Source organism: Priestia sp. YIM B13552, from assembly GCF_042787775.1.
Taxonomy (GTDB): Bacteria; Bacillota; Bacilli; order Bacillales; family Bacillaceae_H; genus Priestia; species Priestia megaterium_E.
The window spans coordinates 239576-256498 of record NZ_JBHZOU010000003.1 but is presented as its reverse complement, the minus strand read 5'-3'; the positions used below and the strand labels follow the sequence as shown (position 1 = coordinate 256498).

At 37.5% G+C, this 16923-nt stretch carries 18 protein-coding genes; 7 read left to right on the top strand and 11 right to left on the bottom strand.

Translation table 11 applies throughout. From position 1 onward, the window contains the following. Nucleotides 1–207: 207 nt before the first annotated feature. The 3 genes from parC to ACFX40_RS13440 all read right to left on the bottom strand — a co-directional run bounded on the left by parC (nucleotide 208) and on the right by ACFX40_RS13440 (nucleotide 5354). Entirely contained in the window at nucleotides 208–2634 is a 2427-nt protein-coding gene (gene parC / locus ACFX40_RS13450; protein ID WP_060745511.1) for a DNA topoisomerase IV subunit A, read from the bottom strand. Next, on the bottom strand, nucleotides 2631–4607 hold the full coding sequence (parE, locus tag ACFX40_RS13445) for a DNA topoisomerase IV subunit B (RefSeq protein ID WP_013057241.1): 1977 nt from the start codon (nucleotides 4605–4607) through the stop codon (nucleotides 2631–2633). Before parE ends, parC begins: the two co-directional genes overlap by 4 nt. A gap of 333 nt (nucleotides 4608–4940) precedes the next feature. After that, a complete protein-coding gene (locus ACFX40_RS13440; protein WP_013057242.1) occupies nucleotides 4941–5354 on the bottom strand; it encodes a CoA-binding protein in 414 nt (137 codons plus the stop codon). 205 nt (nucleotides 5355–5559) lie between these two features. Here ACFX40_RS13440 and plsY point away from each other — a divergent pair, with 205 nt between their 5' ends. Continuing rightward, nucleotides 5560–6153, top strand: coding sequence for a glycerol-3-phosphate 1-O-acyltransferase PlsY (plsY, locus tag ACFX40_RS13435; RefSeq protein WP_060745510.1), 594 nt, complete (start codon nucleotides 5560–5562; stop codon nucleotides 6151–6153). A 374-nt stretch (nucleotides 6154–6527) separates the two neighbouring features. Then, nucleotides 6528–6818 (top strand): HesB/YadR/YfhF family protein, encoded by a 291-nt coding sequence (locus ACFX40_RS13430; protein WP_013057245.1) that lies wholly within the window; start codon nucleotides 6528–6530, stop codon nucleotides 6816–6818. 41 nt (nucleotides 6819–6859) lie between these two features. Here the strand turns inward: ACFX40_RS13430 and ACFX40_RS13425 are convergent, their stop codons facing one another. From ACFX40_RS13425 to tlp, 3 genes are all read right to left on the bottom strand, one after another. Beyond that, nucleotides 6860–7282, bottom strand: a complete 423-nt coding sequence (locus tag ACFX40_RS13425; RefSeq protein WP_028408348.1) for an acyl-CoA thioesterase — start codon at nucleotides 7280–7282, stop codon at nucleotides 6860–6862. Between the two features lie 78 nt (nucleotides 7283–7360). Then, nucleotides 7361–8794 carry a phospholipase D family protein gene (locus ACFX40_RS13420; RefSeq protein WP_098333080.1) on the bottom strand — a complete coding sequence of 478 codons (1434 nt, stop codon included), beginning with the start codon at nucleotides 8792–8794 and terminating at the stop codon, nucleotides 7361–7363. A 111-nt stretch (nucleotides 8795–8905) separates the two neighbouring features. After that, a complete protein-coding gene (tlp, locus tag ACFX40_RS13415) occupies nucleotides 8906–9148 on the bottom strand; it encodes a small acid-soluble spore protein Tlp (protein WP_013083367.1) in 243 nt (80 codons plus the stop codon). A gap of 172 nt (nucleotides 9149–9320) precedes the next feature. On the opposite strand from tlp, the gene ACFX40_RS13410 reads away from it, so the two are divergent. Next, nucleotides 9321–9932: a hypothetical protein gene (locus ACFX40_RS13410; RefSeq protein WP_098792193.1), complete on the top strand. Its 612-nt coding sequence runs from the start codon at nucleotides 9321–9323 to the stop codon at nucleotides 9930–9932. Between the two features lie 31 nt (nucleotides 9933–9963). Here ACFX40_RS13410 and ACFX40_RS13405 read toward each other — a convergent pair whose 3' ends face one another. The 4 genes from ACFX40_RS13405 to acnA all read right to left on the bottom strand — a co-directional run bounded on the left by ACFX40_RS13405 (nucleotide 9964) and on the right by acnA (nucleotide 14023). Further along, complete coding sequence (locus tag ACFX40_RS13405; protein ID WP_013057251.1) at nucleotides 9964–10107, bottom strand: acid-soluble spore protein N; 144 nt, start codon at nucleotides 10105–10107, stop codon at nucleotides 9964–9966. Nucleotides 10108–10151: 44 nt separating this feature from the next. Beyond that, nucleotides 10152–10295, bottom strand: coding sequence for an FbpB family small basic protein (locus tag ACFX40_RS13400; protein WP_013057252.1), 144 nt, complete (start codon nucleotides 10293–10295; stop codon nucleotides 10152–10154). 212 nt (nucleotides 10296–10507) lie between these two features. Then, complete coding sequence (locus tag ACFX40_RS13395) at nucleotides 10508–11107, bottom strand: TlpA disulfide reductase family protein (RefSeq protein WP_098331767.1); 600 nt, start codon at nucleotides 11105–11107, stop codon at nucleotides 10508–10510. A 195-nt stretch (nucleotides 11108–11302) separates the two neighbouring features. After that, entirely contained in the window at nucleotides 11303–14023 is a 2721-nt protein-coding gene (acnA, locus tag ACFX40_RS13390) for an aconitate hydratase AcnA (RefSeq protein WP_028408344.1), read from the bottom strand. A 221-nt stretch (nucleotides 14024–14244) separates the two neighbouring features. Between acnA and sspO the strand changes: the two genes are divergently transcribed. From sspO to ku, 4 genes are all read left to right on the top strand, one after another. Then, complete coding sequence (sspO, locus tag ACFX40_RS13385; RefSeq protein WP_013083371.1) at nucleotides 14245–14394, top strand: small acid-soluble spore protein O; 150 nt, start codon at nucleotides 14245–14247, stop codon at nucleotides 14392–14394. A 212-nt stretch (nucleotides 14395–14606) separates the two neighbouring features. Further along, a complete protein-coding gene (locus tag ACFX40_RS13380) occupies nucleotides 14607–14747 on the top strand; it encodes a small acid-soluble spore protein P (protein WP_013057256.1) in 141 nt (46 codons plus the stop codon). A gap of 152 nt (nucleotides 14748–14899) precedes the next feature. Then, complete coding sequence (locus ACFX40_RS13375; RefSeq protein ID WP_034266496.1) at nucleotides 14900–15340, top strand: Hsp20/alpha crystallin family protein; 441 nt, start codon at nucleotides 14900–14902, stop codon at nucleotides 15338–15340. A 150-nt stretch (nucleotides 15341–15490) separates the two neighbouring features. Continuing rightward, nucleotides 15491–16324 carry a non-homologous end joining protein Ku gene (gene ku / locus ACFX40_RS13370; RefSeq protein ID WP_377255219.1) on the top strand — a complete coding sequence of 278 codons (834 nt, stop codon included), beginning with the start codon at nucleotides 15491–15493 and terminating at the stop codon, nucleotides 16322–16324. 22 nt (nucleotides 16325–16346) lie between these two features. Here ku and ACFX40_RS13365 read toward each other — a convergent pair whose 3' ends face one another. Beyond that, nucleotides 16347–16745, bottom strand: a complete 399-nt coding sequence (locus ACFX40_RS13365; RefSeq protein ID WP_014459877.1) for a hypothetical protein — start codon at nucleotides 16743–16745, stop codon at nucleotides 16347–16349. Nucleotides 16746–16923: the final 178 nt, after the last annotated feature.

Genomic DNA, 16923 nt, shown 5'->3' with positions numbered 1-16923 from the left:
ACACCTCCTAGTTGTTCTTTTATATATATGTGTAGGACAATTGGAACATTCAAAAGTTTCTTAGAGGCTTGTGTAGAAGATGTATAATGTTTATCTGGGATAATGAGTAGGGAAATTCTTTTATATTGTTTATTTAGAACATAGTTTAATTTAAAAATATTAGACAAAAAAAGTAGTAAAGTTTTTAACACTTTACTACTTTTTTTGTTATTTTTCTTCCAGCCACACATCAATTAAATTGCCAGCTTCACTTTGGTCCAATACGAATGAACCGTTGCTGTATCGGTCGCTAGCTCGCATTGTAGACGGATCAACCTGCTCGATTTGACCTTTGGATGATTCTACTATCATGTAATGTTCTTTAGAAATTGCTTTTACTTTTGCAATTTGATGCGGATTAGATTTTAGTTCTCGGACCATCACTAGCCCTCGTTTTGCTCGTGCTGATTCTTCAAACTCAGTAATTTTTGTCTTTTTCACAGCTCCTCGCTGCGTGGCGATAAATAATTCAGTTGATAGAGCTTCATCTTCATCGAAGATAACGCCGCTTACAACATAATCATCGTCTTTTAAGTTAATTCCTTTCACACCAGAAGCGCGAGTTCCTACAATATTGATTTCTTCTTCCGGGAAACGCAATCCGTAGCCAGAACGAGTGGCAATAAACACTTGTTTTTTACCATCCGTTTGATATACATCAATTACTTCATCATCGCCTTTTAAATTAACCGCGACAAGGGCTTTGGAGTAGCGCTGTGCTTTATATTGAAGTAATTCTGATTTTTTGACCATACCATTTTTCGTAAAGAAAAGCAGATACTGATTTTCTTTAAATTCTTTCACCGGTATCGCCCGTACAATTTGCTCTTCTTTATCAATTGGAACAATGTTCATGATATGCTGCCCCATGTCTTTCCACCTGATATCAGGAAGTTCGTGCACTGGCATATATAAATAATTCCCTTTGTTTGTGAAGATGAGCAGCGTTTCGGTTGTATTAATTTCATACTTCGCTAAAATTCGGTCCGTATCTTTCATACCGAAGTCTTGCCCGTTAGACGCGGCGTAAGAACGAAGGCTTGTTCGTTTTACGTATCCGTCTTTTGTGACTGTCACCATCACTTCTTCAGATGGAACCATCACTTCTAGATTAATCTTAATTTCTTCGATTTCCGCTTCAATTTTTGAGCGGCGTTCTGTACTATATTGCTTCTTTACACGGCGTAATTCTTTTTTGATTACATTAAAAAGTTTTTTCTCGCTATGTAAGATTTCTTCTAACTCGTTAATTTTAGCACCTAGCTCTTCGGCTTCCGCTTGTAGAGCTGTGATGTCCGTATTTGTCAAACGGTATAATTGAAGCGATACAATCGCCTCTGCTTGAGGTTCTGTAAATTCATATTTGGCAATTAAATTATTTTTAGCGTCGCGCTTATCTTTAGAAGCTCTAATCGTCGCAATAACTTCATCTAAAATCGACAGGGCCTTAATCAATCCCGCTACAATATGTTCACGTTCACGTGCTTTTTGCAGTTCATATTTAGAACGATTTGTTACCACTTCTCTTTGATGATCAATATAAGCATCAAGAATGTTAGCCAAGCTCATAAGCTTTGGTCGCTTTTTAGCAATAGCAACCATGTTAAAATTATACGGTACTTGCAGATCCGTATTTTTATAAAGATAGTGAAGTACTCCTTGAGCATTTGCATCTTTTTTTAATTCTACTACGATGCGCAGACCCGTACGATCCGTTTCATCGCGAACTTCAGCAATACCTTCCACTTTTTTATCTAAACGAAGCTCATCCATTTTCTTAACAAGGTTGGCTTTGTTTACTTCAAACGGAATTTCTGTAATGACAATTTGCTGTTTTCCGCCGCGAATGGACTCCACTTCCGTTTTTCCGCGAATAATAATTTTTCCTTTACCTGTCTCGTAGGCTTTCTTAATCCCGTCTACCCCTTGAATGATTCCTCCCGTAGGAAAATCAGGACCTTGAATAGCCGTCATCAACTCTTCAATTGTACACGTTGGTTTATCAATTCGCATGATCGTTGCGTCAATTACTTCACCTAAATGATGAGGAGGAAGTTCTGTAGCATAACCAGCTGAAATACCCGTGGATCCATTTACTAGCAAGTTAGGAAACATAGCCGGTAACACAGTTGGTTCACTGCTTGTATCATCGAAGTTAGACACAAACTCAACCGTTTGTTTGTCAATATCTCGTAGAAGTTCTGCAGCAATCGATGAAAGGCGAGCTTCTGTATAACGCATTGCTGCTGGGGGATCTCCATCAATACTTCCGTTGTTTCCATGCATTTCGATTAATACATTTCTAACTTTCCATTCTTGACTCATTCGAACCATGGCATCATATACAGATGAATCACCATGAGGGTGATAGTTACCAATTACATTCCCTACAGTTTTGGCTGACTTGCGAAAGCCTTTTTCTGCTGTATTTCCATCTACGTGCATTGCATATAAAATACGGCGCTGAACGGGTTTTAACCCGTCTCTTGCATCCGGCAGTGCACGCTCTTGAATAATATATTTACTGTATCGACCAAAACGGTCGCCTAGTACATCCTCAAGAGGTAAATCTAAAAAGCGTTCTGTTTGTGTCATTGTACGTCCTCCTCTGCGACCGTTAATACATTTTCATTATCTAAAATATTTGGATCTTCTTCTAATCCAAACGCTACGTTGCTTTCAATCCATTTTCTGCGAGGTTCTACTTTATCGCCCATCAAAGTGGTCACACGACGATCAGCGCGGGCAGCATCGTCAATACGAACACGAATCAGCGTACGCGTCTCTGGGTTCATTGTTGTTTCCCACAGCTGATCTGCGTTCATTTCACCGAGACCTTTATAGCGTTGAATCATATACCCTCTTCCTACCTTATCGATAGCACCTTGCAATTCTTCGTCACTCCATGAATATTCAACCACTTCTTTTTTACCTGAACCTTTACTTACTTTATAGAGCGGTGGAAGAGCAATAAATACTTTTCCTGCTTCCACAAGCGGTTTCATATAGCGGTAGAAAAACGTTAGCAGAAGCACTTGAATATGAGCGCCATCCGTATCCGCATCGGTCATGATGACTATTTTATCGTAGTTAATATCATCGATGGTGAAATCTGCTCCTACTCCTCCGCCTATCGCGTGGATGATCGTACTAATTTCTTCGTTTTTAAAAATATCTTGAAGCTTAGCTTTTTCGGTATTGATAACCTTCCCTCGCAGTGGCAGCACAGCTTGAAAGCGGCGATCCCTTCCTTGTTTTGCTGAACCTCCGGCGGAATCCCCTTCGACTAAGTACAGTTCGTTTCGCTGAGGATTTCTTGATTGCGCAGGCGTTAACTTTCCGCTTAGAACGGTTTCTTGACGCTTTCGTTTCTTCCCGTTTCTTGCATCTTCTCTTGCCTTTCGTGCTGCTTCACGCGCTTGAGCAGCTTTGATTGCTTTTTTTACAAGAAGAGAGCTTACGTCCGGGTTTTCTTCTAAGAAATAGGCAAGTTTTTCAGAAATAACTGCATCTACGGACGAACGAGCTTCACTTGTACCTAACTTTCCTTTTGTTTGTCCTTCAAACTGAAGCAACTCTTCAGGTATTCTAACGGAAACGATTGCTCCCAAGCCTTCTCGTATATCTGTTCCTTCTAAGTTTTTATCTTTTTCTTTTAGCAAGCTTACTTTACGGGCGTATTCATTAAATGCACGGGTCATAGCGCTTTTTGCACCGGACTCATGCGTTCCACCATCCTTGGTACGAACATTATTAACGAATGATAAAATGGTTTCAGAATAACCATCATTAAATTGAAAGGCAAATTCAACTTCAATATTATGGTGAATCCCTTCAAAAAAGACGACTGGATGAAGTGAATCTTTTTCTTCATTTAAATATGAAACGAAGGCTTGAATACCTGTTTCATAATGAAAGATATCGTGACGATCATGTCTTTTATCGATTAACTCTATTTTGAATCCTTTTAATAGAAAAGCCGATTCGCGGAGCCGTTCACACAGCGTGTCATAATTATACACAGTTGTTGAAAAGATCGTGGCATCCGGTTTGAAATGAATCGTTGTTCCCGTTTTTTTCGTTTTCCCTATTTTTTCTAGCGTCGTAACCGGCTTTCCTCCATTTTCAAAACGCTGTTCATAAATAAATCCATCTCTATGAATGGTTACAGTCAACCATTCAGACAGCGCATTTACAACAGATGCACCTACTCCATGTAAGCCTCCGCTTGTTTTATATCCACCCTGTCCGAATTTACCTCCTGCATGCAAGATGGTTAAAATAACTTCAGGCGTTGGTTTTCCTAGTTTATGCATGCCCGTTGGCATACCTCGACCTTTATCTTGTACAGAAATTGAATTATCTTTGTGAATGGTTACAATAATTTCTTCTCCGTAGCCTGCTAGAGCTTCATCGACAGAGTTGTCGACGATTTCATATACTAAATGATGCAGACCTCGTGTATCCGTACTTCCAATATACATACCAGGACGTTTACGAACGGCATCTAATCCTTCTAGTACTTGAATTGCATCTTCATTATAATTAAATTGTTGTTTCCGAGCCATTCATACTACCCCTTTCATCACAACGAACATTACTACATTATGTATGAAACACAAACGTTTGCGCTTCGTGTCTAAGAATAAATGATCATGTATCCTATCTTTTAATTTTATAGTGTTCGCATCAACAGAACGTATGTTTCTATTTTTGCGTACTTACAAGATTTTAGCACAAATTTCCGTATTATAAAAGCAATATCTTGTGTATTCATGGATTATAAGCATTATAAAGCTAGCTGTCTAACGTCTATTGTAGCGGAAACGCTCTTACTATTTCAACGCATGGTGAAACCCATGCAAGCAGTGTGCATGGGTTGGTTGTTCTGCTTATAGATCTTACTTTGTTAAAGCATGCTCAACTTTTATACAACGATCCATAACTACAGTATACCCTTTTTTAGCGAGCAGGTCATATGCTTCTTCATTAATTAAACCAGATTGTGCCCAAAATACGTCTGCATCTACTTCTAAAAACTCTTCTGCAACTTCAAGTAAATGCTCAGAGCGGCGAAATACATTAACGATATCAATATGTCCTTCAATTTCTTTTAATGAAGATACGGCTTTTACGCCGAGCGCTGAGTTTATTGTCGGGTTCACCGGAATAATCTCGTAGCCTTGTTGCTGCATGGCTTCTGAAACCATATAAGACGTTCGATGAGGGTTATCTGATAAACCTACTACAGCAATGCGCTTGCTTTTTTTTAATATTTTACCAAGCTCTTGGCGGGAAGGAATTTTAATGGACATGTCTATTACCTCTCTTAGCTATATAATATGTACTGAACAACATTCGCGATTTACAGTTGATTTCCTGCATATAGTACCCGTTTTCTCTATTTTTGTAAACGTCTTCTTTTTTTAAAATAATTGTCTCTCACCCAAAACTAGCTATGTTTTTTTAAGTATCTCATGGTAAAATAGAAACGATATAGAAATAAAGGAGCTTTCAAACATGAATTATTTATTACCTATTCTTGCCTATATCTTGGGCTCTATTCCTTTTGGACTAGTTGTTGGAAAACTAGGATACGGCATCGATATACGAGAGCATGGAAGCGGCAATTTAGGCGGGACCAACTCCTTTCGTACATTGGGTGTAAAAGCCGGAATTATCGTTACGCTGGGAGACATTCTAAAAGGAACCCTAGCAGCTTCTTTACCGCTTTTATTTAATACGAATCAAAACATTCTCTTCATTGGTTTATTTGCTGTCATTGGTCATATTTTTCCTGTTTTCGCGAAATTTAAAGGCGGGAAAGCTGTTGCCACGTCCGCCGGAGTGATTTTATGTTATGAACCTCTTTTATTTGTTTTCGTACTATTATGTTTTTTTATCTGCTTATACATAACGAAATATGTATCACTGTCATCAATGATTACCGGGGTATTAACCTTTATCTACACGCTGTTTAAACAAGACTACGTGCTTATTATGATTATTGGTTTAATTGTAGCCTTTGTCATTTACAGACACCGCGCAAACATTACCCGTATTCTTAACAAAACAGAACCGAAAGTCACATTTTTGTCAGGTAAAAAGAAATAAGAGGATCTTCCTCTTATTTCTTTTTTTATAACCACCTTGTAAGCGAATACATTTCTTATTTATTAGTTATACTGATACTAAAATAAGGAGGTGAATGATGTGAAGAAAAAATGCCCCATTTGCAAACGAAATAAGAAAATGGATGCACAGCTAGAAGGAAGCCGCTACTGCGTTCACTGCTGGGAAACCATTGGAAAACAATATGATTTCAAATGAAAGAATGAAACGATTTAATATAGAAATGAAGCCTTCACCTCTATATTAAATCGTTTTATTTTATCTCATTCCTTCCTAGCTGGATTCGTATATATTGGTAATTTATCTACCTTTCTACTATAATAAATGTATCCGCAGTATTGGAAGGAGCATAATGAATGAAATTAACAGTAACAGAAGCAGCAGCTACGTGGTACAAAGATGAAATGATGCTAGAAGGAAACGAAACAATTCGCTTTTTTGTTCGCTACGGCGGATGCAGCAACGTTCAAAAAGGTTTTTCTTTAGGTGTAAACACAGATTCTCCTAAAAACGTTGGCGTTGAAACAAAAGTTGACGGTTTAACATTCTTCGTAGAAGATGAAGACCTTTGGTACTTTGACGGTCATGATTTGACCGTAAATTATAATGAAGAAACAAAAGAACCTGACTTTCATTACGAAGCGTAAGAAAAAAAGCATCGATTTATCGATGCTTTTTATTCTTGCGCTTAACCCTGCTTTTTGGCATCTTCATAGGCTTTATGCCATTCCGGATAATTACGGCGAATCGAAATAGGCTTAAAGTTTTCTTTTTTCACACATACGTGTGACGATGTTCCTGTTAACGCAAGTTCTTCATTTGAATTAAAAATTTCGTAGCCGTACACAACGCGTAGACCGTCATAGTTCTCAACCCAAGTATGTACTACAGCTGTCTCGCCATAATGAAGCGGCTTTTTATATGAAGCCTGTATATCAATAACTGGCGACAGCACACCGTCTCTTTCCATTTGTGCATAGCTAAAACCTAAATCACTAATAAACTGCGTTCGACCTATTTCCATCCATACTAAATAGTTAGCATGATACACAACGCCCATCTGATCGGTTTCTGCATAGCGCACTTCGATTTCTTTCTTCGACACTAGCATGATTCTACCTCCTCTTGCACTGTTCCTGTTTTATCTTACCATATAAGGAGAATATACTCCTACTAGTTTGGTTGTAACTCAATATGTTGTAAGACTAAGCACATTTTGAATGCGATATATCAGTGTTTCCAGCCGCGTCATCTTATTTTCATACTTTTTATAAGGAAGTGTATATGTGTAGTCTTTATTTGTCCATAAACGGTCAAAATAAGCGTTTAGTTCGGTCATAACCTTTTTGTTAGAAGGTCCTGATACTTTAATATCCGTTTCTAAATTCAAGTCATCTAAATTTCGTTTTGTGAAATTTGCTGCTCCTGCAATAATCGTTGCCTTTCTTTTGTTCCGAATAAATAAAGTTTTAGGATGATACTGCTCTTTTCCCGTATGATACCAGCGAACTTTAATATCGCCTTTAGATTTTTTCACAAGTTCTGCTGCTACTGGACGGTTAGGCAGTCCGAACTTTTTTCTTCCAAACGCATTTTCATTAGGATCTAAAATTAATCGTACGTTTGCGCCTTGTTTGGAAGCTTTCAAAAGCGCCTTTATTACGTCTCGATCTCCAAGATAAAACATGCCAAGCCATACATCGTCTCCTTTTTTAGCATGACGTAAATCATGTAATACGTGCTTATAGATTTTTCCTTCTGTTAACAGCTGAACATAGAGGTCTCCCTTTTCTTTTTCTTTTTCTTTCTTCTTATACTGAGGTAACTTTCCTCCGTAAGAAAAATCTGACACCGCTTGTTCACTTTTCACCACATCTCCAATGATATTCCCTTTTACTTCAAAGGCCATGTTAGAATTATAAAAACTTGCATCATGAGGATTGGCAGAGGAGATAATAACGCTTTGATCTGTTGCTACTACTTTTCTATGATTAGCTTTTACATTTAACAACTTTAAATAAGCACGGACCGTCGCTTTAGGCGCATTGGTACCAAACGGATTTGTTATCCAGCCGTTTCCTTTTTCACCAAACCATTGAATAAAAGTTCTCCATACTGCAGAATACAGTGGAATGGAGTCTCTGAGCTTAGATAAATTGGTTTGCACCACTTTGATTCCGTTTAGCCGCAGTGAATCTAACCACTTTGAATCATGTGAGGCGTAGGTTGTATTGATTTCATCTGTAATAAAGACGATTTCGATAGTAGGATGTTTTCGTTTCTTTTCAATCAGCTTACTTGCAAGCGTATCACTAAGGTGAGGAAACGTTTCGCCTTGGTTATAGTAGCCGTTAAATAGAAACATATCCATAATAATAAAAGCTTTTGCGTCATCAATCGCATTCGTAACTGCTTGAAAAATATGTTGTTCAGAAACAGATGTCTGCTGGTCTTGATACGTTAGGTCTGATAAAAGAAATACATCTTCTACTTTGTGGGGCTTACTTTCGTATGAAACTCCTTTAGGCAAGGGCTTATGTGTTTGATAAGAGCCCACAATAATCAAGACGACAAGTAAACTGATCAAAATCCTTAGTACTTTCTTTTTCACGTGCTTTTTCACCTACATAAACCTCTTCGCTAGTTTGTATTAGTATTGTCTTACTAAAAAAATATAGAAAGAAAGCAGCTAAAACCGTTTATTTTTAGCTGCTTATTTTCGTTGCTTTATTTATTAAATCGTACCTTCGTAACCATTTTGACGAGCTTCTGACTCATCTTTTATTTCGCTGCGCATTGCTTCGATACTTACTTCGCGATTGTGATTTTTTTGCTGAATGCGCTGACGCTCTTCTTCATTGCTGCATGCAGCAGCTTCTTCTGCTTCTTCAATGTTTTTCATTGTATTTTGCACCATTGTTTGTAATTTTTCAACGTTATCACTGCGATCGTCTGGATTCGGTTTATTCCATGCCATTGTATCTTCCTCCTCAAAATAACTTTGTTACAATTGTAGTATGCCGGATTTGTTCATCTCTATAAGTGGAAAAAAATGATTTTAGTTTACATAATATAATTATAATTAAGTTAAAATGTATATATAAAACATACATAATATGGTAATATATACATACAAAGGGGGAATCTCTATGACTAAACGAATGATAACATTACTAAGCGTCATCTTTACTGCAGTGCTTGCCGTATTTTTTATGTCGCAAACCTCATTGGCATCAAAATTGACAGCAAGTGCCTTTATGAAGCCTCATCATTACTCAAAACATGAAGAAAAAATGTTAGCTGTGACAAACCTGGACTACAAAAGCAATATCATTGCATACGATGTGAAAGCTCCTAGTGACGCAAAAGAAGCTTATGTAAAAGCTACTTACTACGAAAAGGGAAAAGCCAAAGAACCTTTATTTTCAGGAGGGTTGACTGTTTCAAAAGAATTTGACATGTTTGCTATTACATATAAAATCGATGATGATACTCACAAAGTTATGTTTAATGTAGGCAGCAACGATACAAACCTAGGAATAGAAGCGGAAAAGCCAAAAAAAATGAACGGCTATTCCTTTACTGGATTAGAGAAAAAACAAACGGTAAAAATGAATAAAACATATCCAATTGCTGCTTTATTTGGTGACGATGGCAGTGGCATACGAGTTGCTCCGCTTTCAACCGACGATGAAGAAGTCGTTAAAGAGCTTATTTCGAGCAATCCTTACGTTTATTTATTCACAGTAGAATTCAAATAATAAAAAGTCGCTGAATTCAGCGACTTTTTATTCATTCACCTTTGGTTTGAATAACTTGAGGATGCTTGCCGGATGTATCTTGCATTTGTTTTCCATTATTTCCACCAGCTTCTCTCGGTTGAGTGCCGATGTGATTCGGAACAAAAGGTTTGCTTTGTTTTTTAGGATTTCCCATGCTTATCCCCTCCTCACCGTTACTCTAACCAACTTACTTTAAAGTTATTCAGCTCTTTCAAGCATACGATCTTCTAACCGCTTTTCAATTTCCATTTCAATGCGTTCAATTTCTGACTGATCTTTTAACAGCTGCGTTTTATTTTCTTGCACTAACTCTTCAAATGAACGTTTGCGTAATTTTCTCATGATCACAACACCTACTTTATGTAATTTTTATGAAAAATCTGAAAAATCTAAAGAAACTGATATCATATAACTATCTATATTGTAACCAATTTGTCAGATAAGTAAACATACTTTTTGAAAAGTTGTAAGAAAATTTGACATGTTTACTGACTTATCTATATATACGATGATAAAGTAAATAAGTTTCATGTTTAATAAAACAAGCAGCGAAGTTAATTCGCTGCTTGTTGAGCAAAGTTTTCCATTTGTTTAAGCGTCATTGGACCATTCACTCGTTGAACAATTTTCCCTTCTTCATCTATAAAGTAAGATGTCGGAATGGTGGAGACTCGATATTTTTTACTTCCTACACTATCTTGGTCGTCCAATAATACACGAAACGTAAACTGTTTTTCTTTAAGAAACTTAGATACTGCCTGTTTACTGCCTTCTGACGAAGTTAAATTAACCGCAAGCAACTGTACATCGTTTCCATATTTCTCATAAAACGCTTGCATATCGGGCATTTCTTTTTGACACGGCGGACACCATGTTGCCCAAAAGTTTAAAATAACTTTTTTTCCTTTAAAGTCCGATAATTGAACGGATTTCCCGCTCGTATCTGACAGTGTAAACGGAGGCGCTATATCTTTTGGTTCCAACCCATAAGCTTGACCCGAAGCCTGACGAGCACTATCGCCTTTTTTAATATTTAAATCCTTGTATTCGCTTAAGTTAGAATTATCGGATGCTTCATTTGGAGAAAGCCCTTGCCAAAGTGCGTAGCTAAGAAAGCCTACTATAAGCAAGACCGCAATTATTTTTTTAACCATATGATCGGCTCCTTTATTTCTTCTAAAAAGTGATAATCTATGTACTAATAGATATGTGCAATATCTACTAAAATAATCCTTTTATAGGGCATTTTCTTTTATAATATAGCATATTTCCCTCTCACTTTTTGTCGAAAACGGTGCGTTTGCATAAAAAAAGAGCGGCTCACGAGAACCGCTCTTTTTCTTTATAACTTACGCATGTGTTTTAGACTGTAATTTATCACGAAGCACCATTTGAAGGATACCACCGTGGCGATAGTAATCAATTTCAACTTCACTATCGAAACGAACCAGTACTTCAAATTCTTTTTTGTTTCCGGCTTCATCAGTTGCTGTTACTTTTATAAAATCACGTGGTTTTACTGTTTCATCAACTGCTACTGCAATTGTTTCTTTTCCAGTTAAACCTAATGTATCCGCGCTTTCACCATCTTTAAATTGAAGAGGTAAAACACCCATTAATACTAGGTTTGAACGGTGAATACGCTCGAAGCTTTCAGCGATTACTGTTTTAATACCTAAAAGATTTGTTCCTTTTGCTGCCCAGTCACGAGAACTTCCCATGCCGTAATCTTTGCCTGCAAGTACAACAAGACCTGTATCTTGCTCTTTGTATTTCATACAAGCATCATAAATGCTCATTACGTCATTTGTTGGCCAGTACGTTGTCCAGCCGCCTTCTGTACCAGGAGCTACTTGGTTTTTAATACGGATGTTTGCAAACGTACCGCGCATCATCACTTCATGGTTACCACGACGAGAACCATATGAGTTAAAGTCTTTTGGCTCTACACCGTTTTCTTGAAGGTAAAGACCTGCAGGTGATGTTTTTGCAATTGAACCCGCTGGTGAAATGTGATCCGTTGTCACTGAGTCACCAAATTTCGCTACTACGCGAAGATCATTTAACGGCTCTACTTCACCTGGTTCTTCTGATAAGCCTTCAAAGAAAGGTGGGTTTTGAATGTACGTTGAATCATTCTCCCACGTATAAAGCGCATCTTCGCTTGTTTTAATTTCATTCCATCGCTCGTTATCATCGAATACGCGCTCATACTCGTTACGGAATAATTCAGGCGTTACGGTACGGCTAACAACTTCTTTAATTTCATCTTGAGAAGGCCAGATGTCGCTAAAGAATACTTCATTGCCGTCTGTATCAATGCCGATTGGATCTTTTTGTAAATCTACATCTACTGTTCCAGCCAGTGCATAGGCTACAACAAGCGGCGGAGAAGCAAGGTAGTTACCTTTTACTAATGGATGAATACGTCCTTCAAAGTTACGGTTTCCTGAAAGAACAGACGTTACAAGCAAGTCGCTATCTGCAATCGCTGCTTCAATTTCAGCTTCTAATGGACCAGAGTTACCGATACAAGTCGTACAGCCATAACCTACGATGTTAAAGCCGATTTTATCTAAGTATGGGAGCAGCCCTGAATTTTGCAGGTAAGCCGTTACTACTTTTGAACCTGGTGCTAAAGAAGTTTTCACGTAAGCTGGAACATCCAATCCTTTTTCTACCGCTTTTTTCGCAACCAAACCAGCTGCTACTAATACGTAAGGATTTGATGTGTTTGTACAGCTTGTGATAGCCGCAATGGCAATGGCACCTGTTTTCATTGTTGTTTCTGAACCGTCTGCAAGCTTAAACGTAATTTCTTTATCCGCGTCTTTAGCATCAAGTCCGAAGCTTTGGTTGCTAACAGGAGCTGTTAAAGCCTTCTTGAATTCTGTTTGCATTTGAGAAAGTGGAATTAAATCTTGCGGACGCTTTGGACCAGAAAGATTTGCTTCAATCTCAGCAAGGTTAATCTCAACAACGTCAGTGAAAATTGGATCTTCATTTTCTGGTGTGAAGAATAAACCATTTGCTTTTGTATATTGTTCGACAACCTGAATGTCTTTTTCATCTCTTCCTGTTAAACGCATATATGCTAATGCTTCTGCGTCAACTGGGAAGAATCCACATGTTGCACCGTATTCAGGAGCCATATTAGCGATTGTTGCACGGTCAGCTAATGGAAGTTCAGCTACGCCAGGACCGAAGAATTCAACGAATTTTCCGACTACTCCTTTTTGACGAAGCACTTGCGTAACTTTTAACGCTAAGTCTGTAGCTGTAGTACCGTTTGGTAATTCACCAACAAGTTTAACACCGATTACTTCAGGAACTGGGAAATAAGAAGGTTGACCAAGCATGCCTGCTTCCGCTTCAATACCGCCAACACCCCATCCTAAAACACCGATACCATTAATCATCGTTGTATGAGAGTCAGTACCTACTAGAGAATCAGGGAAAGCTACGAATTCGCCATCTTCTTCAACAGCATGAACAACGTTTGCTAAATATTCTAAATTTACTTGATGCACGATACCAGTAGCTGGCGGAACTGCACGATAGTTATTAAATGATTTTTGAGCCCAGCTTAAGAAATTATAGCGCTCTGTATTACGTTGAAACTCAAGGTCCATATTAATTCGTAATGAGTCAGCTGTACCTGCTTTATCAACTTGTACGGAGTGGTCGACAACGAGGTCTACTGGAATTTCTGGATTGATTTTGTCAGGATCTCCTCCTAAATCAGCCATTGCTTTACGAAGTGACGCTAAGTCTACAACCGCTGGAACTCCAGTGAAATCTTGAAGAATAACACGAGATGGTTTGAAAGGAACATCGATATCTTTGATATCTTTTGTTCCCCATTTTGCAAGGTTTTCGACGTGTTCTTTTGTAATAACACGGCCATCTACCTGACGAAGAACAGATTCTAATAATACTTTAATTGAATACGGCAGCTTAGATACGTTACCTAAACCTGCTTCCTCTAAAGCTTGTAAGCGGTAATAATTATATGTGCTGCCATTAAGATCGAATGACGAACGAGCGTTAAAAACGTCTTTTTTAGTCATTGCTTTTACCCCCTTAAAATTCTATGTATAAAGGATTTACTTACCCCATCCTCTATTCCCTTCACCATCTATCTTAATATAATATTATACATAAGTAAATAAAAAGAATGTTATTAATTAACATAAGTTTCACTTATAACCTTTTTCCATCCCCCTTTTATTTTTCTAATAATTCATATTTCATTGATTTTTACGCATGCTAGAAACGGAGGTGATTCAACATGGCTAAACGCAAGTCAAACCACGTCATTCCTGGAGCTAACGCGGCTAGCGCTCAAGGAAAAGGAGCGGGTTATAATGAAGAGTTTTCAAATGAACCATTAACGGAACAACAGAAACAAAATAATAAAAAACGCAAAAAAAATCAATAAAACAATCTCTTATTGGGTATACTAATCACTAGTTAGAAAAGCAAAATCGTTTAACTCCATGAAATCTAACGAGAAGGCGTCATTATATATGACGCTTTTTTTCTGTTCCCATTTCCTGTTTTTGCTAAACCTATTTTTAGAAAGGGGAATTTTTCATCGGATAAATCCCCTGTCACTATCCCACCCTAATAAATGAAAGGGAGGGTTTAACTATGAACAAAAACAGCAGCAAAGACATCAGAAGAAATGCGCCAAAAAGCAATTCTGGACAGCCCGAACCGCTAAGCGGATCTCATAAAGTAAAGAACCGTAAGCATTCTCGCCAAAAACACAATAGCGGACATGATATGTAAAACAGCGGCAAGCTCTCTACAGAGCTTGCTTTTTTATGCATAGAAAAGGCAGCTAGTACTTCAAGCTTATTCTTTGCACAGGAGTTCACTAAGTACATAAACGCGCATATGATAGTAAAGTGAAACAGTTTAAATAATGGAGGAACGTAGAAATGAAAAACAAGCGTCTGCCAGCAGACCAAATGTTTGTAAAAGGCTTTCAAGAGTTGTTAGAAGTCATGCTTTCAAATCCCTTTATGAGTTATTTAGATTATGATTCCGTTCGTATAGATTTATTTGAAACAGAACAATCATTTATTGTCGAAGCTGAATTATTAGGGTATCACCCTAAGGATATTATCGTTCAGATACAAGCTGACCACTTACAGCTCACAGCCAAAAAATACTGCCTTAGAGAATTTCATGATGAAAAGCAAGGAACGCTTGCAAGAGAACAAATGGAAGAAAGCGTTGAACGTACAATTGACTTTCCATTTTCATTGTTGAATAAAAAGATTACCGCTACATTTAGTAACGAAATCCTTGAAATTACGATTTCCAAACATGAGACAAATGAATCTAATCAGCCAATAGTTCCTATTGAGTTCCAATAAAGCTGCAGATGTTGTCTCTGCAGCTTTATTGGAACTATTTAATTGTTTATTTAGCACATAGTTTTTTTAGAAAGTTTTCCTTTTCAAAACAATTGGATATCTCATTTGTTTTACGGCACACTACTAAAAAAGAGTAAAAGGAGAACATTTATGCTTCATACTGCTTGGAAAGGTAAAATCAGCTTTGGATTAATTGACATCCCTATTAAACTGCACGGAGCAATTGAAGAAAAAGATGTAAAGCTGCGCACACTGCACTCCGTTTGCCATACACCCATTCATCAAGAAAAACATTGCCAAACGTGTGGACGAGAAGTAGAATCCGATGAACTGGTTAAAGGATACGAAACCGCGACCGGTCAGTTTGTTGTACTTTCACAACAGGAAATTGATCGTGTCAAAGAGCCCTTTGCAGCAAACAAAGCTGTTGAATTGTTGCACTTTGTTTCGTTAGATGACATTGATCCCCTGTTTTTTGATAAGCCCTACTATATTTCTCCTGAAGAAACGAGCCTAAAAGCTTATTATACGTTATTAAATGCACTTGAAATAACGAATAAAGTCGGTATTGCCAATGTATTTTTATATTCCAAACAGCAAATCGCCATTATTCGTTCCGTGGGCGGCTCTCTCGTTCTTCACACGATGCATTTTGAAGAAGAACTTCGTTCAGTCACAGATGTGCCTAACTTATCTACTACTTCTTCTGTTAATGAAAGTGATACACAAGTGACGGTGGAATTAATTGATAAGCTATCTACTTCTTTTAATCCATCTATTTACAAAAACAACTACCGAGATGCCTTACAAAGCGTCATTCAACAAAAAATAAATCAAGGCGAAGTTACAAAAGTAAGCGGAAGCGAAGAACGAGATATTCGACATTTAATGGAAATGTTAAAGGTGAGCATAGATCCTTCTACTTTACAGCCGACAAAATCAACAGCAGAGAAAAAAACGTCACCCTTAAAAAAGAAAGCATAAAAAAAGCTAACGAAGAAGTTCGTTAGCTTTCATTTGCAACAGAAGTCTTAGGAACAATAGCTCCATATGACGCCGGTATTTTTAAATATTGCGTTACTTGATCATTTTCCACAAAAACAATAAAGTTATCTTTTTTATCTTTTCCAATACCTTTTGCTTTTGCTTCAGACCAATTGAAGCCCAGCTTTTCATTTACCTCACTGCGGGTCGTTTCCGGTCCAAAAACATATACTTTATCCCATCTAAAATCACATAATTCATTAAAATCAAGGATGGAAGCTTCTTCTTTACTTTGATTTGTTTTTTTAATTTCATTAATTACGGTTTGCTGAAGTTGCGCTTGGTTGCGTTCGCTGTATACCCTGTCAATAAAAAAAGTTGCCAATAGCGCTACTAACGTGAATAGTAGAATCTTTTTCACTTCGTTGTCCTCCTGATACGTTCTCTGCACATGATACGACTTCTTTTCGATACGGTTTTATTCTCTACTATTCTAGAAAATTCAACAGGAAAATACAACTAAAATCTCGAAATGTCATCAAAACATAAAAAACTTAACACTATGTCAACGTATAAAAAAAAGGCTTGTTCACGTTCTA